Source organism: Paraburkholderia ginsengiterrae (assembly GCF_001645125.1).
In the GTDB taxonomy this organism is placed as follows: domain Bacteria; phylum Pseudomonadota; class Gammaproteobacteria; order Burkholderiales; family Burkholderiaceae; genus Paraburkholderia; species Paraburkholderia ginsengiterrae.
Map to the genome: position 1 here is coordinate 1 of NZ_LXKA01000343.1, position 20,694 is coordinate 20,694.

General features: G+C 61.7%; 21 protein-coding genes and 2 pseudogenes. 17 read left to right on the forward strand and 6 right to left on the reverse strand.

Annotated elements, in window-relative coordinates; genetic code table 11:
• The first annotated feature begins 231 nt into the window (after window positions 1-231).
• A complete protein-coding gene (locus A6V37_RS28920) occupies window positions 232-921 on the forward strand; it encodes a J domain-containing protein (RefSeq protein WP_064286586.1) in 690 nt (229 codons plus the stop codon).
• Between the two features lie 193 nt (window positions 922-1,114).
• Window positions 1,115-1,630 carry an arsenate reductase/protein-tyrosine-phosphatase family protein gene (locus A6V37_RS28925; RefSeq protein WP_064270098.1) on the forward strand — a complete coding sequence of 172 codons (516 nt, stop codon included), beginning with the start codon at window positions 1,115-1,117 and terminating at the stop codon, window positions 1,628-1,630.
• A gap of 12 nt (window positions 1,631-1,642) precedes the next feature.
• Here the strand turns inward: A6V37_RS28925 and A6V37_RS28930 are convergent, their stop codons facing one another.
• The gene (locus A6V37_RS28930; protein ID WP_075643576.1) at window positions 1,643-1,969 is read right to left on the reverse strand and encodes an H-NS histone family protein; all 327 of its coding nucleotides are present in this window, start codon (window positions 1,967-1,969) and stop codon (window positions 1,643-1,645) included.
• 213 nt (window positions 1,970-2,182) lie between these two features.
• On the opposite strand from A6V37_RS28930, the gene A6V37_RS41005 reads away from it, so the two are divergent.
• The 3 genes from A6V37_RS41005 (at window position 2,183) to A6V37_RS28945 (ending at window position 4,611) form a co-directional block, all read left to right on the forward strand.
• Entirely contained in the window at window positions 2,183-2,605 is a 423-nt protein-coding gene (locus A6V37_RS41005) for a hypothetical protein (RefSeq protein WP_131799908.1), read from the forward strand.
• 125 nt (window positions 2,606-2,730) lie between these two features.
• Window positions 2,731-3,048: a hypothetical protein gene (locus tag A6V37_RS28940; protein ID WP_064270095.1), complete on the forward strand. Its 318-nt coding sequence runs from the start codon at window positions 2,731-2,733 to the stop codon at window positions 3,046-3,048.
• A 315-nt stretch (window positions 3,049-3,363) separates the two neighbouring features.
• Window positions 3,364-4,611, forward strand: a complete 1,248-nt coding sequence (locus A6V37_RS28945; protein WP_064270094.1) for an MFS transporter — start codon at window positions 3,364-3,366, stop codon at window positions 4,609-4,611.
• 143 nt (window positions 4,612-4,754) lie between these two features.
• Here the strand turns inward: A6V37_RS28945 and A6V37_RS28950 are convergent, their stop codons facing one another.
• Window positions 4,755-5,138 carry a helix-turn-helix domain-containing protein gene (locus A6V37_RS28950; RefSeq protein WP_423213153.1) on the reverse strand — a complete coding sequence of 128 codons (384 nt, stop codon included), beginning with the start codon at window positions 5,136-5,138 and terminating at the stop codon, window positions 4,755-4,757.
• 616 nt (window positions 5,139-5,754) lie between these two features.
• On the opposite strand from A6V37_RS28950, the gene A6V37_RS28955 reads away from it, so the two are divergent.
• Together A6V37_RS28955 and A6V37_RS28960 are read left to right on the forward strand one after the other, a co-directional pair.
• Window positions 5,755-6,222: a hypothetical protein gene (locus tag A6V37_RS28955; RefSeq protein WP_244174060.1), complete on the forward strand. Its 468-nt coding sequence runs from the start codon at window positions 5,755-5,757 to the stop codon at window positions 6,220-6,222.
• Between the two features lie 65 nt (window positions 6,223-6,287).
• The gene (locus tag A6V37_RS28960) at window positions 6,288-6,896 is read left to right on the forward strand and encodes a hypothetical protein (protein WP_064270091.1); all 609 of its coding nucleotides are present in this window, start codon (window positions 6,288-6,290) and stop codon (window positions 6,894-6,896) included.
• A 111-nt stretch (window positions 6,897-7,007) separates the two neighbouring features.
• On the opposite strand, the gene A6V37_RS28965 is transcribed toward A6V37_RS28960, so the two are convergent.
• Complete coding sequence (locus A6V37_RS28965) at window positions 7,008-7,373, reverse strand: hypothetical protein (protein ID WP_082902796.1); 366 nt, start codon at window positions 7,371-7,373, stop codon at window positions 7,008-7,010.
• A 31-nt stretch (window positions 7,374-7,404) separates the two neighbouring features.
• Window positions 7,405-7,734 carry a hypothetical protein gene (locus A6V37_RS28970; RefSeq protein ID WP_064270090.1) on the reverse strand — a complete coding sequence of 110 codons (330 nt, stop codon included), beginning with the start codon at window positions 7,732-7,734 and terminating at the stop codon, window positions 7,405-7,407.
• Between the two features lie 315 nt (window positions 7,735-8,049).
• On the opposite strand from A6V37_RS28970, the gene A6V37_RS28980 reads away from it, so the two are divergent.
• The 4 genes from A6V37_RS28980 (at window position 8,050) to A6V37_RS28995 (ending at window position 12,480) form a co-directional block, all read left to right on the forward strand.
• Complete coding sequence (locus tag A6V37_RS28980) at window positions 8,050-9,381, forward strand: NRAMP family divalent metal transporter (RefSeq protein WP_242665878.1); 1,332 nt, start codon at window positions 8,050-8,052, stop codon at window positions 9,379-9,381.
• A 206-nt stretch (window positions 9,382-9,587) separates the two neighbouring features.
• Window positions 9,588-10,340: an SDR family NAD(P)-dependent oxidoreductase gene (locus A6V37_RS28985; RefSeq protein WP_064286572.1), complete on the forward strand. Its 753-nt coding sequence runs from the start codon at window positions 9,588-9,590 to the stop codon at window positions 10,338-10,340.
• 110 nt (window positions 10,341-10,450) lie between these two features.
• On the forward strand, window positions 10,451-11,629 hold the full coding sequence (rhmD, locus tag A6V37_RS28990) for an L-rhamnonate dehydratase (protein WP_064270087.1): 1,179 nt from the start codon (window positions 10,451-10,453) through the stop codon (window positions 11,627-11,629).
• A 68-nt stretch (window positions 11,630-11,697) separates the two neighbouring features.
• Window positions 11,698-12,480, forward strand: coding sequence for an L-rhamnose 1-dehydrogenase Lra1 (locus tag A6V37_RS28995; protein ID WP_064286574.1), 783 nt, complete (start codon window positions 11,698-11,700; stop codon window positions 12,478-12,480).
• Window positions 12,481-12,495: 15 nt separating this feature from the next.
• Here the strand turns inward: A6V37_RS28995 and A6V37_RS29000 are convergent, their stop codons facing one another.
• Entirely contained in the window at window positions 12,496-13,491 is a 996-nt protein-coding gene (locus tag A6V37_RS29000) for a LysR family transcriptional regulator (RefSeq protein WP_064270085.1), read from the reverse strand.
• A 129-nt stretch (window positions 13,492-13,620) separates the two neighbouring features.
• Between A6V37_RS29000 and rhaM the strand changes: the two are divergent.
• From rhaM to rhaS, 6 genes and pseudogenes are all read left to right on the forward strand, one after another.
• Window positions 13,621-13,943 (forward strand): annotated as a pseudogene (rhaM, locus tag A6V37_RS29005) (L-rhamnose mutarotase).
• Window positions 13,944-14,017: 74 nt separating this feature from the next.
• Window positions 14,018-14,911 carry an amidohydrolase family protein gene (locus A6V37_RS29010; protein ID WP_064286576.1) on the forward strand — a complete coding sequence of 298 codons (894 nt, stop codon included), beginning with the start codon at window positions 14,018-14,020 and terminating at the stop codon, window positions 14,909-14,911.
• A 34-nt stretch (window positions 14,912-14,945) separates the two neighbouring features.
• The gene (locus A6V37_RS29015; RefSeq protein ID WP_064270083.1) at window positions 14,946-16,502 is read left to right on the forward strand and encodes a sugar ABC transporter ATP-binding protein; all 1,557 of its coding nucleotides are present in this window, start codon (window positions 14,946-14,948) and stop codon (window positions 16,500-16,502) included.
• Complete coding sequence (locus tag A6V37_RS29020; protein WP_064270082.1) at window positions 16,499-17,557, forward strand: ABC transporter permease; 1,059 nt, start codon at window positions 16,499-16,501, stop codon at window positions 17,555-17,557. The genes A6V37_RS29015 and A6V37_RS29020 overlap by 4 nt, the downstream gene beginning before the upstream one ends.
• A complete protein-coding gene (locus A6V37_RS29025; RefSeq protein WP_064270081.1) occupies window positions 17,550-18,566 on the forward strand; it encodes an ABC transporter permease in 1,017 nt (338 codons plus the stop codon). Before A6V37_RS29020 ends, A6V37_RS29025 begins: the two co-directional genes overlap by 8 nt.
• A gap of 91 nt (window positions 18,567-18,657) precedes the next feature.
• Window positions 18,658-19,665 carry a rhamnose ABC transporter substrate-binding protein gene (rhaS, locus tag A6V37_RS29030; protein WP_064270080.1) on the forward strand — a complete coding sequence of 336 codons (1,008 nt, stop codon included), beginning with the start codon at window positions 18,658-18,660 and terminating at the stop codon, window positions 19,663-19,665.
• A 115-nt stretch (window positions 19,666-19,780) separates the two neighbouring features.
• Here rhaS and A6V37_RS43350 read toward each other — a convergent pair.
• Window positions 19,781-20,692, reverse strand: a pseudogene (locus A6V37_RS43350) (SEL1-like repeat protein); the annotation flags it as partial.
• Window positions 20,693-20,694: the final 2 nt, after the last annotated feature.

Sequence of the window (20,694 nt, forward strand, 5' to 3'; positions counted from 1 at the left end):
GACAGGGGCTTGTTTCGATGCTGGACACCCAGCAACGCCTCCAGCGTTCTTGATGAACCGCCGTATGCGGAACCGCACGTACGGTGGTGTGGGAGGGCTGAGGGGGTGACCCCTCACCCTACCCGATGTGCTGACGGCCGGGCGGCGCCGGCGTAGCCTGCTTCACGATAAATCCGCTTCTGGCGTGCTAGGATGGTCCGCGACGCGATTCATGGCGAGATCGAGCAAGCAATGGCAACCCTCTATGACACGCTCGGCGTGCACACGCACGCCACGGAAGAAGAAATCAAGCGGGCCTACCGGAAGGCCGCGATGAAGTGGCATCCCGACCGCAATACCGGCGCCGAAGAAGTGGCGCGCGCCACCTTCCAGGAAATCAAGGACGCGTACGCGATCCTCTCCGACGCCGAGCAGCGCAAGGTTTACGACAAGGTCTACGCGGAGCAGATGCGCGGCTGGGAAGCGCAGCGCGCCCGCAGCCAGCAGGCGCAAGCCGAACGCGAGGCGGCCACGCGTGCCGCCGACGAAACCGCCTACGCGGAGATGGTGTCGCTCGCCATGCGCTTTGCCGACGAGGGCCACAATCGCGACGTCCGGTTCGGCGTGCTGCTTGGGCGGCAATGCGAGGCGCGGCGGGCTGCGCAGATCGCCGACAGCGTGTCGGCGTTGCAGGCGTCGCGGCGGGAAGCCGCCAAAGCCGAAGCTGACGCTGACACTGAAGCTGGACGCGAGGACGCGCCGGTTGAGGCTGAAGTGGCGCCACAAAAGGAACAGGCAGAAAAAGCAGACCACGCCGCCCCGCGCGCCGCGCCGGCCAACCGCGCCAACCAGGACAAGCGCGAAGAACCGGCTGGCGAGACGCATCCGGCGGGCGTACTGGAAGGCCTCTGGTTTCAGTTCCTGAACGGCCTGCGATACTGAAGCGTCGCGCAGGCTGATTCTTGCCCCGTCGAGCCGTCAAGCCGTCGAAGCCCAACGCGCCGCCCATGAGCGGGCGCCCCCTGGTACAAATTCCTGTGGCGCGAGAAATTTGAACGTCGTAGTGTCACGAGGGCGCAAGACTGGACCGGCAGAATTGCCTATAGAAGCAAAAAAACAAGGGTACGGGGTAAGCGTGACCAAAAAATACAAGGTGCTGTTTCTCTGCCGTGAGAATTCAGCGCGCAGCATTATTGCAGAGGCATTATTGCGGGAACTGGCGGGACACCGGTTCGACGCATTCAGCGCGGGGCCGGAACCGGCCGCGCGGCTTCATCCATTTGCGGTGGCCCAATTGCGGCCCGGCATCTCGGATCTCGGCGTACTCAGCCCGAAAAGCTGGCTGGAATTCACCGGCGAATGGGCACCGCGCATGGACCTCGTGGTCGCGCTGGACGAATCCGTCGGCGCACACCATGCACCCGCCTTTCCGGGGGCGCCGCCGTCGTGTCACTGGAACTTTGCCGATCCGCTTGGCGAGCACCTGGCCGAGACTGAGCGCATGCGCCTGTTCGACAAGATGTTCTGGCAAATCGTGCGGCAGGTCACTGCGCTGATCGAACTGCCGCAATACGCTGCCGCGCCCGCGGGGCATACCGTCGCGCGCATCGAGGCGCCGGCGAGTGTGCCGCATTGCTGCTCAGCGGGCTGACCGCGAGGCAGCCTAGCGGTTATTCGAACGCGCCAGAGGACTTCCTGCGAACGGGTCGTTCTTCCAGTCCACATTTTTCTTGGGCTGCGGAGCCGGCATGGGCGCGGCCGACAGTTCAAAGTGGTCGATCGATTGACCGGCGCTAATGGCCTGCTTCAGCCACTGGGGCATTTCGCCCTGGCCGTCCCAGCTATCTCCGGTCGCGCTACGGTAGCGTTGAGCCTTTTGCGCTGCCGGCTCGGACGCGAGCACTGCAGCAAGGTCTTCTGGTTTGATACCAAACTCTTCCATGCGGTGGCGGAGATACGCAATCATGCTATCTCGCTTCCTTTCGTCCATATGATATTCGTCCTTCTAAAGCGTCTTGTGTTCTGATAATTACAGGTTGCAAGGGAGCCCCGCGACAGCCTTGAGCCCATGTGCATGGGGCCGGCCCGCGGTGGGGTTATCGATTGAAGGAAAATCCTGGGCAGCGCTAGAAAACATCGCTCCATAAATCACAGTACAGCTTATGTCCGGCCAGACCGCCAATCAGACTTGCGGTGCCAATCAGTGAACACCCATGCGCTTAGGCACGCGGCAAATAAGGCTGGACGAGCCCTGCAGCCACAATGGAAAAACGGTAATAAGGATGCACTGATCGTGGATGGCCGATTTCATCTCCACGCTCCGTCTCTCGCCGGTGCCGCGCGCGGGGCCGTTTTTGTACGTTATAACAGCATCATAACGCACTGCGTGGCTAAAGCACGCGCTAGTTTGGGCGATTTTCATTCAAATGCCAATTGGCCGGTGGCGCCGGTTGCAGCCGAGGCGGCGCGCGGTTCCGGGATTGAATTCCTGGGTGGCCGACCTATAAAGAAACAGCGGAGCGAAAATCCGCGCTTCCAGCCTGTGGCGACTGATTCCGGGCAGCCGCGAGAACGCATCCGACATCGGTTGCAGGTCTGGCAACTCTTTATTCGTTTAGTTCGATGACTCGCCGCAGCAGTTTGCATCGACATCGACTCGTCCGTCAGCCCAATTTGGCGGCATGGCGTTTTTTTCGCGAATCATTTCTTTGGAGGACGAGCACTGCTGCGCCGGATTCAAGGAGTCTGGACATGAAACTACGTATATGGATGGCGATGGCCAGCGCCATGCTTCTTCTCGCGCCGGGAGCGACAGGCGCGTCGGAGATGGAGGCCCAACAGGCCGCCGGCATGTCGGGCCGCGAAATGATGCAACAGAACGCGAACGAATCGGCGCAGGCCACGACCGACATGTCGTTCGGTGAATCGGGGCAAAGCATGATGCCCGGCGCGCAGCCGGTGCAGAACGTGTCCTATGGCGGCGTCGCCGCGGGACAATCGGATGCGGGTGGCCGGCACGGCCAGCCATGCTCTTCCGGCCCACAATGCAGAATCTATTTCGGTCAATGACCGGTTCATCTTCAAGGTAGCGGTGCGCAATAACCGGCACCGCTGCCCGCCACTGCGCGCGGGATGCGGCGCTCACTCGAATAACCCCACTTGCGACTGCATTTTTACGGAGTCGTCAGCGAGCGATTTAATCCGATGTTAAGGTGTGCTCTGTTCGGGTTTTCACTTACTGATTTTCCAGTTCGCTATTTCCTCACTGTCGGCGGGCAGGCCAATAGGGCCTGTTTTTTTATCACGCCCGGCAGTTGGCGATTGGATTAGCGCGGTGAAACCGCTCCAATCCCACCCGTTGTTTAGAGACTCGCAAACAATACTATGCTGATGGAAGACAATCTGCCGGTGAGCCATGCCTCGCCGGACGATGGGGCCTCGTCGTCCCTGCGTTCGTGGCTCGCGGTCGTGGCGGTCGCTATTGGCGCTTTCGCCTTCGTGACGACGGAGTTTTTGCCGGTCGGCCTGTTGCCGCGCATTGCCGCGGAACTGGGTGTATTGCCGGGCACGGCCGGCCTGATGGTCACCGTCCCAGGCGTCATTGCGGCCATTTCGGCACCAGGTCTGATGCTGGTGGCGGGGCGCATGGATCGCCGGCGCGTGTTTTTGTTACTCACGGCGTTGCTGCTGGCGTCGAATCTGATTTCCGCTTTCGCGCCGGACTTTCTGTTCATGCTGGTCGGTCGCGCTCTGCTCGGCGCCGCATTGGGCGGTTTCTGGACGCTGGCCACCGCGGCGTCGGTGCGTCTCGTGCGGCCCAGGGACTCGGCGCGCGCCATGGCGACGATACTCACCGGCGTGACGTGTGCAACGGTGATTGGCGTGCCGCTCGGCACGTTCATCGCGAGCTTTGCGTCGTGGCGCGTTTCGTTCATGGCCACTGGCGTGCTGGTCGCTGTCGCGCTCGTGGCCCAGTACTTCTTCGTGCCGTCCTTGCCTTCGAGCGCCGCATTGCGCCTGCGCGATCTGACCGCGCTCCTGCGCCGGCCCCACCCGCGCCGAAGCATGCTGATGGTGGCGCTCGTGTTCGGCGCGCATTTTTCGTCGTACACGTACATCACGCCTTTCCTGCTGCACAACGCGAATCTGGACATGTCCACGATCACCTTGCTGCTGCTCGGGTTCGGTGTGATCGGGTTTGTGTCGAACTTCGCCGTTTCGTCGACGGTGACACGTAATCTGAAAGTGTCGGCGGGGGCGATGATTTCGCTTCTGATGTTCGCGCTGGTGTCGCTGCCGCTGCTTCAGCATTCGTCGGTTGGAGTCGTGGCGATGGTGCTCGCGTGGGGCGTGGCCTTCGGTGCGTTGCCGCTGTGTTTCAGCGTCTGGATTCAACGTGCCACGCCGGATTCGCCGGAAGCGGGCTCCGCATTGTTCGTGAGCATCATTCAGGTTGCGATTGCACTCGGCTCGCTGGTGGGGGGTGTAGTGGTCGACCATGTGGGCATGTCGGCCGACTTTATGCTCGGTAGTGGTCTTGCGTTGCTTGGACTGGCCGCGCTTACGAGTTTCGGGCGAAGCGAGCGGGCTGTGCCGGCTGAAGCGATTGCGTGTCCGGCGTGTACGGATTAACTGTTGCTCTGCCTTCAGGCGGATATCTCACGGCCATCCAGAGACATCCATAGCGTCGGTGGCCGGTGGACATTCCGACTGAGCTGTAACCGCGCGAGCGATCGGCCAATCGTTCGCGGTCAGGCCTTGCCGGCAAAATCACCTCATCGCCCGGATCGGCCGAAACGGTGCGACACGCCGAGGTCAGTCGCCAATTGCCATGCGTAAACTCTGGAGTACGAAATTCCGTATTGACGGCGTATCAGCTCCCGCATTCTCGTATTCGTCCAGCCATCGGCATCAAAACCATAGTCCCGCGGAGAGCCACGCAACGCTTCCGCGATCCAGGCGCGAGCCGCGCCGTCCAGCGCGGAACGCCTGCCACCCACGCTAATGTTGCGTAGCGCGTCGAGCCCACCTTCCTCCAGCACCTGGCGATATTTCTCGACGGTGGTTTTTGCCATGCCCATTTCCTCGGCAATCTGTGCCACGGGAATGCCATCGAGCAGTTTTTGCCCGGCCGCGAGGCGCCTGGCAATGGTCGGCAAATCGTCATTCGGGCGAGCCATCGCAAAGCTCCACAGGTCGATTCATTAACCGGGATGTGATGATTTTCGACAGGCTGCAGTTCACTGTCACGCTACTTACGGATAATCGAAAAACAGTGAACCATGTTCGGATATGAAGAAAATAAATTGTCATGGGCGCTCAATAGGCAAATCACCATTTTCATGGAAGGGCATCTGGCAACGCGTACCTTTCATTCATCTTAAAAAAGCTCTTGCTCTCCGTAACGGCGTTTGCTAACCTCATTGAGCGCGATTTAAACACCGTGCGTATTCGCCGCCTGCCATGAGTCCGGCGGACCCTTGTGCGGCGATCTTCGCTGTCTCGCGCGGTCCTGCTTCTGCGGGAGACTCCGCGCGTTTCACTTGAAATTGCTTTTAAGCGTTGCTTCTCGAATTGCGAACGCAGTTGGCAAGTTTTTTCGGTACAGGGCCAGTTTTTGCTCGTTGATTTGCATGCAGAGGTGGCGGACATGGGAAGGTATTTTTCGTTATTTATTCTGTTTGCTTTATGCGTAATCCGTGCATTTTCCCAGAGCACTGCGAATGACGCCAATAAGAGTAATAAGCCGCTGAAGGTCGCGGCCTCGTTCAACTTGTGGCGCTGCTTTATGTCGAGCGTATTCGGCGTGAGCGGTCGTATGAACTATTTTCTTCTTCATCCAACGGTATGCAATCCGAGGTGGTGAACCAGATCGCGTCAGCACTACGGCGTGCTGCCGAGCGAGAGCGGCTGTTGCCCTATAAATGTTTCCATTCTCTGTTCGATCCCGGCGAACCGGTGTTGCGACGCATGGCGGCGCTGGAGAAGGCCGTGACGAGTCTGGGCGAAGAAACGTGCGTCGACTATGGCGTGCTACTAGCGCTTGACAACGGTTTGCCGGGCGACGATTTTTTTATCCGCTTCAAACGAAACCGCCGCGACGAATACGTCGCCGTGATGGGGCTTGGCAACTGTGGCCGGTCGATCACCAAGAGACGTCTGATTGCGGCGGCGGAGCGAGACCGGGTCTTTGCTCATGCCAAACGAAGGGCGGCCGATACGGAAGCGGAAACCGGATACTGATTGAGCAAACTATCGCGCTGCTGTCCGACGTCATCGCATTTTCACACCCGTAGGAGGGTTCAGGCATGCGTTCAGGTTTCCGTCATTCCACTCTGGCTATCGCGCTCGCCCTTGGGGCGGCACTATCTGCCGGGCCGTTCACGATGGCCTCGGCACAAACCGCCACGGCCGCGGCCAGCTCGCCCGACGCCGTCGGCGCCGCGGCACTTGTCGAGGTGACGGCGCACGTCACCCATATCGACGCGAGTACGAACAGCGTCACGCTTCGCGGTCCGCGTGGCGATTCGATGGTGGTCGATGTTGCTCCGGAAGTTGGCGACGTCAAGAAGCTCAAGATCGGCGACGAGGTTCACATTGCCTACAAGGGCGCGCTGCTGCTGTCGGCGGACAAGATCGACGCGAAAGGTATTCGCTCACGCGTTGAAAACGAGGCGACAATTCCGGCTTCCGGCGGCGGCACGGCTCAGGTCAAAAGCGTGCAGGTCGTAGCGACGGTGCAAAAAATTGACCGCAAGAAACGTGAGGTGACGCTCAGAGGACCGAACCGCTCTGTGACGCTGCAGGTGGCGCCGGATGTGCCGCTCGAAAAACTCAAGGTGGGTGACAGCATTCGAGCCGACTACCAGTCCGCGACCGCCATCCAGGTGACGCGGGGTGGTGCGCCCATTCAGTAATCAGATCCCGGGCATGATGGGGCGCTCCTGTAACGAAGCCGTTCGGGAGCGCGAGATACTGCTTCGAAGTACTGCATATTCGCAATCCAACACCCGTCTATCGTAGCGGCTTCATGTGGCGGCCAAAAGCGAGCGTGCCTGCTCGAGCAGTGCGTGCGATGCGGCAAACTCATTGCGCCCGGCCATGGTGAGTGCGGCGTGGCCTGTGCTTGCGAACAACGCGTCGTTGGAGGTTGCGACCGTGTTCATGCCGGCACCAGGCTGGTCGTATTGGCGAAACAACGCGAGCATCTGGAAAGCGTCGAACTGGAGGGCGGGAGGACCAGCCTTGGCCAGAATCTCGGCGGCCGCCGCCAATTGCCGTGTGGCTGCGAGAAATTCAGAGCGTTCCATGACATCTGCCTCCTGACGAAAGTCACCGTCGGTCGCCGTCGCCGATTGTTCCCGGAGTTTAGCGCAGACGTCAGCGGCAACCATTGAACGCTGCAGTTGACGCCCGCGCCCGATCTCATTGCCCGATCCGCGCACTCACATGATTCTCCTGCTGGTTGAGAACATGGTCCTCCTGCCTGGTGATATGGCCACCGTCCTGGCTAGCCATATCGCGCTCTTCCTGGCGAATCTGATGGTCATCGCGATGAAGCCTCATCGCCTGAGCGTGGGACATTTCGCCTTCACGCACCTCTCTGTGAATGCGATGATCCTGATTGGCGAGCCGCTGATTCACCTCGGCACGGCGCGGATGGGTGGCATCCCAGTGGGTCGCCGCGGACGCGGTGCCGGCCAGCGTCATGGAAAGGGCAGCGATTGCAGCAAGGCGGTAGGTAGGGGTGCGCATGTTGATCTCCTGGTCGTTGAAGAGCGGCTTTTTTGCCGTTCATCCCTTTAACGTCGCAGGCACTTGCGATGACGACCCGGAGTGTGTGACTTCTGAAACCGAATATTTCCAGGCAGCCGAGGAGGCTCCCGGATACCGTGCCGGCGTTACCGGAGATTCCAGATTCCCCAGATGGCGATCAACAGCGCCGCGCCAAAGACACAGCCCAACAAGACGTACGTTTCCATTTCAAAACCTCGAGATGTGGCCACGCGCATTAGCGCACCAGCGCGGCGGCAAGGACGATGCAACTGAGCGTTCGGTCGTGTAAGGGCGTTGACAGGCTCGTCATGCCGGCCGACGGCACCCGCCAAGTTACAATCAGTCGCCGAATACTACCTACGCTTCCTTTCAGAAAGCATGACTGGTTCCTCGCTGATCAAATCCAAGGTCCCGCCTCGTCTGCGGTGGGTTGCTTTGTGGGGGCCCGGGCTGCTTGTCATGCTCGCGGATTGTGATGCCGGCAATGTTGTGACGGCGGCGCAGGCCGGCGCGCAATGGGGTCTTCAGCTGCTGGTGGTGCTGCTGGGCCTCATCCCTCTGCTTTACATGGTTCAGGAACTGACTGTCCGGCTCGGCATTTTTACCGGACGCGGCCACGGCGAACTCATTCGCTCGAACTTCGGTCCGGTGTGGGCATACCTGTCGGCAACCGGGCTGGTCATTGCCGTGCTCGGTTCGCTGGTGACCGAGTTCACCGGCGTTGCCGGCGTCGGAGAGATGTATGGTGTCTCCCGGTCCATTACCTTGCCGCTTGCTGTTGTCGCGCTGATCGCCGTCGTGCTCACAGGCTCGCATCGACGCGTGGATAAGGTCGCCATCGTCATTGGGGCCTTCGAATTGATGTTCTTCGTCGTGGCATGGAAGGCGCATCCGGATATCCACGAACTGTTCCGGCAGATGGCGGATCTCCCGCTCGGCAATCACCAGTTTGCTTATCTTGCTGCTGCGCTCATTGGCGCGACGTTCAATCCGTGGATGGTTTTCTATCAGCAGGCAGCGGTCGCGGATAAAAGGCTCACGCCCACAGACTACACAGCGGCCCGAGTTGAAACGGCCATTGGCGCAGTCCTTACGCAGCTATTGACGGTAGCGGTTCTCGTCGCCGCGGCCGCCACCCTGTCGGGCGGCGGTCACTCGGGCTCTCTGGAAAGCGTCGGCGAAATCAGTCACGCGCTCGCGACGGTCGTGGGTCTGCCGGCGGGACGGTTTCTCTTCGGCGCGGGCGTTCTCGGAGCATCGATGGTGGCCGCCATAGTTTGCTCGCTGTCGCTGGCCTGGGGGCTGGGCGAGGTGGCCGGATTCCGGCGCTCGCTGGAAGACCGGCCCACGAGCGCGCCGTGGTTCTACGGGGTGTATGTGGTGTCGGTGGCGGGCAGCGCGTGCGTCGTCTGGCTCGCCCCGGATCTCGTTTCGCTGAACGTGGCGGCGCAGGTGGTCAACGCGTTGATGCTGCCGCTCGTGGTTGGTCTGCTCATCGCGCTGAGCGTTACTGCGCTGCCAAGCCAGCATCGGCCTCGTGGGGCCTACCTGTGGCTCGTCTCCGGCATTGCCGTGCTCGTGAGTGTCGCGGGCCTTCTTGGAGCGAGTGCGGGAATCTTCCACTGAACTGCAGGTGCTGGTTCGGCAGGCGTGCTTGCGCCTCGGCAATACGCCAGCTGACACTACGCCGATTCGCTTTTGCTATCGCCCCCTTCAATACTCGAATTGTTAGCGCATCGCACCGCTCGTATATTGACTGCACAGTCAGCACGGACAGCGGAACTACAACTACTCAACGGCATGCCGGCAAGGCCTGCCGCAGGAGCATGGCGATGAATCGAATCGATCTGGAGGGGCGTGTGGCCGTCATTACCGGCGGCGCGCGCGGCATCGACTACGCGGTGGCGCAACGGGCTTTGAATTCGGGTGCGTCGGTCGCGCTATGGGACGTCGATGCCGAACGCCTCGCGCGCAGCCAGCGCGAACTCGGCGAACTGGGCAAAGTCACCACCGTCACCGTCGAATTGACGGACGAAGCCGCCGTTGCCCGAGCGGTCGCACAAACCGTCGCCGATCACGGTTCGATCGATATCCTGATCAATTGCGCCGGCATCACGGGTGGCAACGGCGCAACGTGGGAGCTGGAGCCCGAGGTCTGGCGCCGCGTCATCGAAGTCAATCTGATCGGGCCGTATCTCACCTGCCGCGCGGTCGTGCCGCAAATGCTCAAGCAGGGTTACGGCCGGATCGTCAATATCGCGTCGGTGGCCGGTAAGGAAGGCAATCCGAACGCCTCGCATTACAGTGCATCGAAAGCGGGGTTGATCGGCTTGACCAAATCGCTCGGCAAGGAACTCGCGACGAAGAACATTCTCGTCAATGCCGTCACACCGGCCGCGGCCAAAACCGAAATCTTCGACTCGATGTCGCAGCAGCACATCGACTACATGCTCTCCAAGATCCCGATGAACCGTTTTCTGTTGCCGGAAGAGGCGGCGTCGATGATTCTCTGGCTGTCGTCCGAAGACTGTGCGTTCAGCACGGGTTCGGTATTCGACCTGTCCGGCGGCCGCGCGACTTACTGAATCTACTTACTGAATCGCCGCGGCGTCACCCCGATGCATCGCCGCAGTGGCCGCATACCCGACAGCACACGCGGAACCGCAGCCGACGCCCTCATCACGGAGCCCCTTTCATGGCCATGCCCACAATCCGGCACGTGCGTGCCTTCATCGTCCGCGGCGGCGGTGCGGATTATCACGATCAACCCGGCGGACACTGGATCGACGACCACATTGCCACGCCCATGGCGCGCTATCCGGAGTATCGGCAAAGCCGCCAGTCGTTCGGCATCAACGTGCTCGGCACGCTGGTCGTGGAGATCGAGGCGAGCGACGGCACGGTCGGCTTTGCGGTGACCACGGGCGGCGAGATCGGCGCGTTCATCGTCGAGAAGCATCTTGCACGTTTTCTCGAAGGCCAGCGCGTGACCGACATTGAGAAGATGTGGGATCAGATGTACTTCTCGACCTTGTACTACGGCCGCAAAGGCGTGGTGCTGAATACGATTTCCGGCGTGGATCTCGCGTTGTGGGATCTGCTCGCCAAGGTGCGCAAGGAGCCGGTGTACCAGCTATTGGGCGGCCCCGTACGCGATGAACTCGTGTTCTACGCGACCGGCGCGCGCCCGGACCTCGCGAAAGAGATGGGGTTCATCGGCGGCAAATTGCCGTTGCAGCATGCGCCGGCCGAAGGCGAAGCCGGTCTCAGGCAGAATCTGGAGAAGCTCGCGGACATGCGCAGCCGCGTCGGTGAGGACTTCTGGCTGATGTACGACTGCTGGATGAGTCTCGACGTGCCGTATGCCACGCGCCTCGCGCAGGCCGCGCACGAATACGGTCTGAAATGGCTCGAAGAGTGCCTGCCACCGGACGACTACTGGGGTTACGCCGAACTACGCCGCAACGTGCCGCGCGGCATGATGGTGTCGACCGGCGAACACGAGGCGACGCGCTGGGGTTTTCGTATGCTGCTGGAGATGCAATGCTGCGATCTGATCCAGCCGGATGTCGGCTGGTGCGGTGGCATCACCGAGTTGATCAAGATATCCGCGCTCGCCGATGCTCACAATGTGATGGTCGTGCCGCATGGCTCGTCGGTGTACAGCTATCACTTCGTCGTCACACGGCATAACTCGCCGTTCGCCGAGTTTCTGATGATGGCGCCTCAAGCCGACCAGGTCGTGCCGATGTTCACGCCGCTGCTGCTCGACGAGCCGGTGCCCGTGAATGGCCGCATGAAAGTGCCGGACGCACCGGGTTTCGGCGTGCGCCTGAATCCGGAGTGCGCGCTGGTGCGGCCTTATGTGCGTTGATTGGTGCGTTGATTGGTGCGTTGATCTCGCGAGCCGCATCGCACTGTTGACCAACCAGGGAGAATGACGTGCTGCTCAAGGACAAGGTCGTGATCGTCACCGGCGGATCGCGCGGCATCGGCCGCGCGATCGCCGTAGCCTGTGCAACGGAAGGCGCGGACGTGGCGATCAACTACTGGGGCGATAACGACGCATCGTATGGGCGCCGTTCAGCTGTCGCTGAAGTGATCAGTGAAATCGAGGCGCTCGGGCGGCGCGTGATCGCGGTGGAAGGCAACGTCGCCGCGCGTGAAACCGGCCAGCAACTGGTGCGCCGGACGGTCGAAGCGTTCGGCAAGGTCGACGTGCTCGCCAGCAATGCCGGCATCTGCCCGTTCCACGCCTTTCTCGACATGCCGCCGGACGTGCTGGAGTCGACCGTGGCGGTCAATCTGAACGGTGCGTTTTACGTCACGCAAGCCGCCGCGCAACAGATGAAAGCGCAGGGCACGGGTGGCGCGATCGTGGCAACGAGCTCGATCAGCGCGCTGGTGGGCGGCGGCATGCAGACGCATTACACGCCGACCAAAGCGGGCGTGCATTCGCTGATGCAATCTTGCGCGGTTGCCCTAGGTCCGTACGGGATTCGCTGTAATTCGGTAATGCCGGGCACCATCGCGACCGACCTGAACGCAGAGGACCTCGCGGACGAGGCAAAAAAAGCCTACTTCGAAAAGCGCATTCCGCTCGGCAGGCTGGGGCGCCCGGAAGATGTGGCCGATTGCGTGGTGTTCCTCGCCTCCGACCGCGCGCGCTACGTGACGGGCGCCGCGCTGCTGGTGGACGGCCGCCTCTTCGTCAATCTGCAATAACGCGCGATGCCGATGTCATTTCGCCGGGGCCGACGCGATTTGAGCGTCGGCCGCGGACAGCGCGGCGTCACGCGCGAGCTTGCGCGAGAAGCCGCGCAACAGGTCGATGAAACGCAGCGCCGGTTCGGCGAGCGGTTCTTCCTTGCGCGTGAGAATGCCGAAGCCGGCCAGGCTTTTACCAATTTCGAGCGGCAGCGCGACCAGCAGCTTGCCGCGCAAATGATCGCGCACGACCGACTCGGGCAGCATGGCCACCGCATCGTAATTCTCGAGCAATTGCAGCGTGGCGAAGATCGACGCGCATTCGGTCAGATTGACCGGCGTGCCGAGTCCCGCGCGCGCAAGTTCCTCTTCGAACAGCACGCGTGCTGGACTGGTGACGGGTTGCGCGACCCACGGCCAGTCGACCAGTTCTCGCAGCGTGAGGCGCGAGCGCTGCGCGAGCGGATGGACGGAACGCACCACCAGCAGCAAGGTCTCGCGCGCGAGCGGTTCGAAGCTGAAATCGTTGTGTTGCAGCGGACTGGTCAGGCGCCCGAGCGCCAGATCGATTTCGCGGCGATGCAGCAACTGCACAACCTGGTCGCTGGTCTCACCAAGTATGCGTACGTTCAGCAGCGGGCTTTCGGTTTTCAGCGCGGCTACCGCCATGGCCAGCAGATCGGGAGCGGCGCCCATGATCGCGCCGACTGTCAGTTGTCCATGTCCGCCGCGCCGTTTGACGTCGAGGTCTTCGGCGAAACGGGTCAATTCGGCGAGCGCGCGCCGCGCGTAGGCCAGCGTGACGACGCCGAGCGGCGTGGGCGTCATGCCGCGCGCGTTGCGTTCGAACAGCAGGAAGCCGAACGCTTCTTCAATATCGCCGAGCATGCGGCTCGCACTCGGCTGCGCCACGTTGACGGCCTCGGCGGCTTGATGGAGGTTGCGCGTGTCGTCGAGCGCGACGAGCAGCGCGAGATGCTTGAACTTGAGCCGATTGACGAGTGCAACGGTGGCCGAGGGTTGGCTCATGTGTGCGGTGCGATTCGGTTTGTGGATCGCCCAATCCCAACAACGGATTGAGATGCTATCGACGCAGGAATTATAGTCGCATCAGACGCTTCGCTGCGAAGGCGCACATGCGACGGGAGACAGGCCGCAATGGAAACAATCGCTTTCCGGATGGTGCTCAACCCCGGCATGCGCGAGGAATACGAACGACGTCACGCGCAAATCTGGCCTGAGCTGGTTGATGCGTTGCACCACGCCGGTGTGCGCGACTACCGGATTTTTTCGATCCGGATTCGCACCATCTGTTCGCCGTGCTGACGAGAACCGCGGATCACACCATGAACGAACTGCCGCAACTCGACGTCATGCGCAAATGGTGGGATTACATGGCTGACATCATGCAGACGGCCCCGGATCACACGCCGCTTCAGCAACGCCTCGAACCGGTTTTTCATCTGAATTTGCCGGGCTGAGCCGATTCGAAATAAGCTCACCACGCTTACCTTATCTGACCTCGAAGTGACCTTCACAGTACGGAGTGTGTCGCATGCAGGTGGTGGATTCACATATTCATTTGTGGGATCTCAAAACGCATCGCTATCCGTGGCTGGAGAATCCCGGCATATCGTTCGTCGGCGACGCGCGTGATCTGAGGCACGACTACCTGCTCGACGATCTGTTGAGTGAAGCGGGCGATATCGAGGTTCTGAAACTCGTGCACGTCGAAGCGAATCACGATCCCGCCGATCTGGTCGAGGAAACCCGCTGGCTGCAGTCCATCGCCGATAGCCCGCCATCGCGAGGCATGCCGAATGCGCTGGTCGCCGCCGTCGATCTGTCCGCGCCGAATGCGCCTGCCGTGCTCGAAGCGCACGCGTCGTTCGCCAATACGCGTGGCGTACGGCAAATTCTCAACGTGCACGAGAACAAACTGTTCGACTACGTCGGCCGTCATTTCATGCGCGAGCCGCAATGGCGTGAGCACTTTGAGTTGCTGCGGCGCTACGACATGTCGTTCGATCTGCAACTGTATCCGTCGCAGATGGAAGAGGCGGCTGCGTTGGCGCGCGCGCACGGCGACACACAGTTCGTGATCAACCATGCCGGCATGTTCGTGGACCGCGCCGGCGTGGCCGGTTATCGCGCCTGGCGCGACGGCATGCGGCTGCTGGCGGGCTGCCGGAATGTCGCCGTGAAAATCAGCGGACTCGCGATGTTCGATCATCAGTGGACCGTGGAAAGCCTGCGGCCATACGTGCTCGAAACGATCGATACGTTTGGCGTGGATCGTGCGATGTTCGCCTCGAACTTTCCAGTCGACCGGCTGTTCGGTTCTTACGCGGATCTGTGGCATGCCTATGCGTCGATTGTCGAGGGCGCGCGCGCCGCCGAGAAAGCCGCGTTGTTTTGTGGTAACGCGGAGCGCTTCTACCGCATCTGACGCGCACCGGAATACGAATTCAAGGAGACAGGCCTTGCAGCAACCCACATCCGCTGTGCCGAGGCTCGAATTGCGGCATGCGAGTAAATCGTTCGGCCGGGTGCGTGCGCTAGCCGACGGCGATCTCGTGCTATGGCCGGGCGAGGTGCACGCCTTGCTCGGCGAAAACGGCGCGGGCAAATCGACACTCGTGAAGATTCTCGCCGGCGTGCATCAGCCGGATGCGGGCGAGCTTTGGGTGGACGGTGTCGCACGGCGCTTCGCGACGCCCGCCGAAGCGCGCGACGCCGGGCTCGCGGTGATTTACCAGGAACCGACGCTGTTCTTCGATCTGTCGATCGCGGAGAACATTTTCATGGGACGGCAGCCGGTCGACCGGATTGGCCGCATTCAGTACGACGCGATGCGCCGCGAAGTGGATGGCCTGCTCGCGTCGCTCGGCGTCGATCTGCGCGCCGATCAGCTGGTGCGCGGGCTATCGATCGCGGACCAGCAGGTGATCGAAATCGCCAAGGCGTTGTCGCTGAACGCCAACGTGCTGATCATGGACGAGCCGACCGCGGCGTTGTCGCTCCCTGAAGTAGAACGCCTCTTTGCCATTGTGCGCAAACTGCGCGAGCGGGACGTGGCGATCCTGTTCATTACGCACCGGCTCGACGAAGTATTCGCGCTGACACAACGCGTCACGATCATGCGCGACGGCGCCAAAGTATTCGACGGACTCACGGCGGATCTCACGACCGAATCAATCGTTGCCAGGATGGTTGGGCGTGATCTGGAAACCTTCTATCCGAAAGCTGACCGGCCACCCGGAGAAGTGCGCCTGTCGGTGCGGGGCCTGACGCGCGTGGGTGTTTTCAAGGACATTTCCTTCGACGTGCGCGCGGGCGAGATCGTCGCGTTGGCCGGACTCGTCGGGGCCGGGCGCAGTGAAGTCGCGCGGGCCATTTTCGGCATCGATCCACTCGATTCGGGCGAAATCCGCATCGGCGGCGAGCGTCTGACGGCGGGCAGGCCGGCCGCCGCGGTGCGCGCCGGACTCGCGCTGGTGCCCGAGGACCGCCGCCAGCAAGGACTCGCGCTGGAGCTGAGCATCGCGCGCAATGCGTCGATGACGGTCCTCGGACGGCTCGTCAAACACGGCCTCATTTCGACGCGCAGCGAGACGCAGCTTGCCAGCCAATGGGGCGCGCGCCTGCGCCTGAAGGCTGGCGATCCGGGCGCGCCGGCCGGTACGCTGTCGGGCGGCAATCAGCAGAAGGTCGTGCTCGGCAAGTGGCTCGCCACCGGGCCGAAAGTCCTGATCATCGACGAACCCACCCGCGGTATCGACGTCGGCGCCAAGGCCGAGGTCTACAGCGCACTCGCGGAACTGGTGCGCGACGGCATGGCGGTGCTGATGATTTCGAGCGAGTTGCCGGAGGTGCTCGGCATGGCCGACCGTGTGCTGGTGATGCACGAGGGACGTATCAGCGCGGATATAGCGCGCGCCAATGCCGACGAAGAACGCATCATGGGCGCGGCACTCGGTCAACTCAGTCAGCCTGCTCAATTGCTTCCATCGCGCTCGCCGCTGGGAGGCGCCGCATGATGCGCCACTCGTCTATTCATCACGCCCCGGTTCAGGCGCCACTCGCGCAGCGCTCCGCCGGCTCGCCGGGCGGTTTTGCGGCGAGCATCGCGAAGAGCCGGGAGACGACTCTGTTCGTCGTGCTGGTTCTGCTGATCGCGGGCACCGGGCTCGCGAAACCGCAGTTTCTGAATCTGCAGAATCTGCGTGACGTGCTGCTGAACGTGTCGATTATCAGTTTGCTGACGGCCGGCATGACCGTAGTGATCCTGATGCGCCATATCGACCTCTCCGTCGGATCGACGGTCGGCGTCAGTGCGTATGCGGTCGGCAGCCTGTACGTGGCGTTTCCACATATGCCGGTGATCGTCGCGTTGGCGGCGGGGCTCGCTATTGGCCTCGTGGCGGGCAGCATCAATGCGCTGCTCGTGGCGGTGGGGCGCGTGCCGTCGCTGGTGGCGACGCTCTCCACGTTGTACATCTTTCGCGGCGCGGACTACGCGTGGGTGCACGGCGGCCAGATCAACGCCACCAGCCTGCCCGATGCGTTCTCGCGCCTGGCAACCGGCACGTTGTTCGGCATTCCGACGCTAGCGCTGATCGCAGTCGTGGTGCTGGCCGGGCTCGCGGTGTATCTGAAGCAGTTTCGCGGCGGCCGCGAACATTACGCGATCGGCTCGAATCCCGAGGCGGCGCGTCTTGCCGGCGTGAATGTCGAGCGCCGCGTGATGGCGGGCTTCCTGCTGTCCGGCGCGATTGCCGGCTTTGCGGGCGCATTGTGGCTGGCGCGCTTCGGCACCGTGGATGCCAGCACGGCCAAAGGCATCGAGTTGCAGGTCGTGGCCGCCGCTGTGGTGGGCAGCGTCGCGATCACCGGCGGCGTGGGTACGATTCTCGGCGCCACGCTCGGCGCGCTCGTACTTGGCGTGATCAGCATTGCGCTGGTGGTACTGCACGTGTCGCCGTTCTGGGAGCAGGCGATCGAGGGCGTGTTGATTGTCGCCGCGATTGCCGCCGATACCTTGCTGGCCCGTTCCGTCGCCAAACGCATGATGAGGAAGCGCGATCATGGCTAAACCCGATTCCGCGCCGCTAACGCACAAACGCGGCACGCCGCTGCAATGGGAAGCGTTGCTGGTGATCGTGCTGATCCTGTCGCTCGCGCTCGGACGGATGCTGTCGCCCGTGTTTCTCACCGGGGCCAATCTGAGCAACGTGCTGGCCGATCTAACCGAGATCGCCCTGATGGCATTGCCGATGACGTTGATCATCGTCGCCGCTGAAATCGATCTCTCGGTGGCGTCGGTGCTGGGCGCATCGAGCGCGTTGATGGGCGTGCTGTGGCATCTGGGCCTGCCGATGCCGCTCGTGATCGTGCTCGTACTGATTGCCGGTGCGCTGGCGGGCCTGCTCAACGGCCTCGTGATCGTGAAGCTCAATCTGCCTTCGCTCGCGGTCACCATCGGGACGCTGGCGCTGTTTCGCGGCCTGGCGTACGTATTGCTGGGCGATCAGGCGGTGGCGGATTTTCCCGCCGCTTATACGGCGTTCGGCATGAACACGGTCGGCTCGACCTTCATTCCGCTGCCGTTTGCCATTGTGATTGCCGGTGCGGTGGCGTTCACCGTGCTGCTGCAAGCCACGGCGTTCGGCCGCAGTCTCTATGCGATCGGCGCGAATGCAACCGCCGCGGCGTTTTCGGGCATCGAAGTGGCGAAGCTGCGAATGCGTCTATTCGTGCTGTCCGGCGCCATGAGCGCGCTGGCGGGCGTGGTGTACACACTGCGCTTCACGAGCGCGCGAGGCGACAACGGAGAGGGTTTCGAGTTGTCGGTGATCGCCGCGGTGCTGTTCGGCGGCGTCAGCATTTTCGGCGGACGCGGCTCGATGACCGGTGTGCTGCTGTCGCTGCTGATTATCGGCGTCCTGAAGAATGCGCTGACGCTCGACGACGTCTCCAGCGAAACGCTGACCATCGTCACAGGCGTGCTGCTGCTGGCGTCGGTGCTGATACCGAATCTGGTTGCCCGCTGGCGCGCGGCGCGCGACCGCCGTTTCATCGCGAAGTCCGCGTCTTCCTCGTAACGTCCTGGCAATGCCTGCATCTGAGAACAGCAAGTTACACGACCGATAACCCGGACACCGTCACGTCCAACAACAAGGCAGGAGACACTTCATGTTCAAACCCCTACGTCACACCGGCACAGCCGCGCTTTGCGTGGCGTTGCTTGCAATCACCTGCGCTGTATCCGCCGCGAGCCTGAAAAGCGGCCTGAAGATCGCCTTCGTGCCGAAGCAGATCAACAACCCCTACGAAGTGATCGCCGACGACGGCGGGCTGGCCGCGATCAAGGAATTCGGCGGTGTAGGCAAAGCGGTGGGACCGTCGGATGCGGGCGCGTCGTCGCAGGTGCAATACATCAATACGTTGATTACACAGCGGCAGGACGCCATTGTGATCGCCGCCAACGACGCCAATGCGGTGGTGCCGTATCTGAAGAAAGCGATGTCGCAAGGCATCAAGGTCGTGACTTTCGATTCCGACACGGCGCTGGAAGGGCGTCAGCTGTTCGTCAACCAGGCGAACGCGGAAGGCATTGGCCGCGGCCAGATTCAACTGGTATCCAAACTGATGGGCGGCGAGGGTGAGTTCGCGGTGCTGTCGGCCACGCCCAATGCGACCAATCAGAACACGTGGATCAAGTGGATGCAGGAGGAGTTGAAGAAACCGGAGTACGCGAAGATCAAGCTCGTGAAAATCGCCTACGGCAACGACGACGATCAGAAATCGTTCGTAGAAACGCAGGGCTTGTTGCAGGCGTATCCGAATCTGAAGGCGATTGTCGCGCCGACCACGGTCGGCATCGCCGCGGCCGCGCGGTATATCTCGACGTCGTCGAGCAAGGGCAAGGTGGCGGTGACCGGTCTGGGTACGCCGAACCAGATGCGCGCGTTCGTGAAAAACGGCACCGTGAAGGCGTTCCAGTTGTGGGATCCGGGTCAACTCGGCTACCTGGCCGCCTATGCGGCAGCGGCGCTGTCGTCGGGCACGATCAGCGGTAAGGAGGGCGAATCGTTCGACGCCGGCAAGCTCGGCAAGCGCACCATCGGGCCGCAAGGCGAAATCATTCTCGGACCGCCTACCACGTTCGATTCGAGCAATATCGACAACTTTAATTTCTAGACTGTATGTCTCGTTGCCGGCTCGCGGCGAGACTCACATCGCGCATGGGCAATGTTTCACCCTTGCGGAAGCGCTGTGTCGTCTCACCGCGCAGTTCTGCCAGAGTCTGCGCCGGCTTCTTTTCCCATTCGAACGTACCGTCCCATGGTGGCAGTTGGGCCGGGGGGAGGGGGACGATTCTGTCGATATCCGGGACGGCGGGATTGCTCAGCTGGTTACGGTCAAGGAAATCGCCGACTAATTTATAGCGACGCGAGCGTTCCGGATCTTTGAGAAGATCAAGATAGGATCCTTCATCCGTCGCAGCTGGAGCTAGAAACAATTCCTCGAGTTTCATTGCTGACACGCTACTTCCAGCAGCCACTCCCTTTGGGTATGCCTCAACGGCGTCATGATATTTCCCGTCCTCTTGACGCTCTGTGCCCAACTCATGAGCTGCGCGCGCGTGCCCCTGATCGGTGGCGCATTACCTCATTTGCATTGCTATATCCGGTGCCTTGTCGCGCGGAGCCAGCAAATTGGCGACGTAGTACTGCGCATTCCCGTTCCCCAGACCTGCTGCCTTGCGAATGTACTTCAGCGCAATTTCCGTGTTCTGCTTCAGGCCATATCAAGAATTCAGGTAGTAACCAATATCGTAATAACCCATCGGAATCCCCTGATTGACCAGTTGGGTTGCCCATTCAACCGCTTCGTGCGCAGCGTCTGGTGAATCCGCCATGCCTTGCGACACCAGTTGCTGCACGTTATGGTTCGCCTTGTAATGGCCATGCGCCGCGGCGATCCGGTAGTAACGCGCCATCTCGTCGAAGTTCTTCGGGCCAGCGCGCGTTTGCAGATACCTGCCGTAACGGAACAAGGCATCCGGGTCCGGATCGAGTGCAGGTAGATGGTCCGCTTCATGGGTACAGGTGAACGCAAGATTGGCGTGCACTTTGGCGATATCAGGCAATCCGGGCAAGTCATTCTCCTTCGAGCAGGCGGCCAAGCTCAAGATAGCCAACAACAGTAACGCGGCAGTTCTCATTT

What these genes read in the sequence shown, in the direction of transcription:
- rhaS (WP_064270080.1), top strand. Translation starts at nt 18,658, where the DNA reads ATGTTCAAACCCCTACGTCACACCGGCACAGCCGCGCTTTGCGTGGCG.
- A6V37_RS29020 (WP_064270082.1), top strand. Translation starts at nt 16,499, where the DNA reads ATGATGCGCCACTCGTCTATTCATCACGCCCCGGTTCAGGCGCCACTC.
- A6V37_RS28965 (WP_082902796.1), bottom strand. Translation starts at nt 7,373, where the DNA reads ATGGTTGCCGCTGACGTCTGCGCTAAACTCCGGGAACAATCGGCGACG.
- A6V37_RS28930 (WP_075643576.1), bottom strand. Translation starts at nt 1,969, where the DNA reads ATGGACGAAAGGAAGCGAGATAGCATGATTGCGTATCTCCGCCACCGC.
- A6V37_RS28985 (WP_064286572.1), top strand. Translation starts at nt 9,588, where the DNA reads ATGAATCGAATCGATCTGGAGGGGCGTGTGGCCGTCATTACCGGCGGC.
- A6V37_RS28940 (WP_064270095.1), top strand. Translation starts at nt 2,731, where the DNA reads ATGAAACTACGTATATGGATGGCGATGGCCAGCGCCATGCTTCTTCTC.
- rhmD (WP_064270087.1), top strand. Translation starts at nt 10,451, where the DNA reads ATGGCCATGCCCACAATCCGGCACGTGCGTGCCTTCATCGTCCGCGGC.
- A6V37_RS28945 (WP_064270094.1), top strand. Translation starts at nt 3,364, where the DNA reads ATGCTGATGGAAGACAATCTGCCGGTGAGCCATGCCTCGCCGGACGAT.
- A6V37_RS29000 (WP_064270085.1), bottom strand. Translation starts at nt 13,491, where the DNA reads ATGAGCCAACCCTCGGCCACCGTTGCACTCGTCAATCGGCTCAAGTTC.
- A6V37_RS28960 (WP_064270091.1), top strand. Translation starts at nt 6,288, where the DNA reads ATGCGTTCAGGTTTCCGTCATTCCACTCTGGCTATCGCGCTCGCCCTT.
- A6V37_RS29025 (WP_064270081.1), top strand. Translation starts at nt 17,550, where the DNA reads ATGGCTAAACCCGATTCCGCGCCGCTAACGCACAAACGCGGCACGCCG.
- A6V37_RS28920 (WP_064286586.1), top strand. Translation starts at nt 232, where the DNA reads ATGGCAACCCTCTATGACACGCTCGGCGTGCACACGCACGCCACGGAA.
- A6V37_RS28970 (WP_064270090.1), bottom strand. Translation starts at nt 7,734, where the DNA reads ATGCGCACCCCTACCTACCGCCTTGCTGCAATCGCTGCCCTTTCCATG.
- A6V37_RS29010 (WP_064286576.1), top strand. Translation starts at nt 14,018, where the DNA reads ATGCAGGTGGTGGATTCACATATTCATTTGTGGGATCTCAAAACGCAT.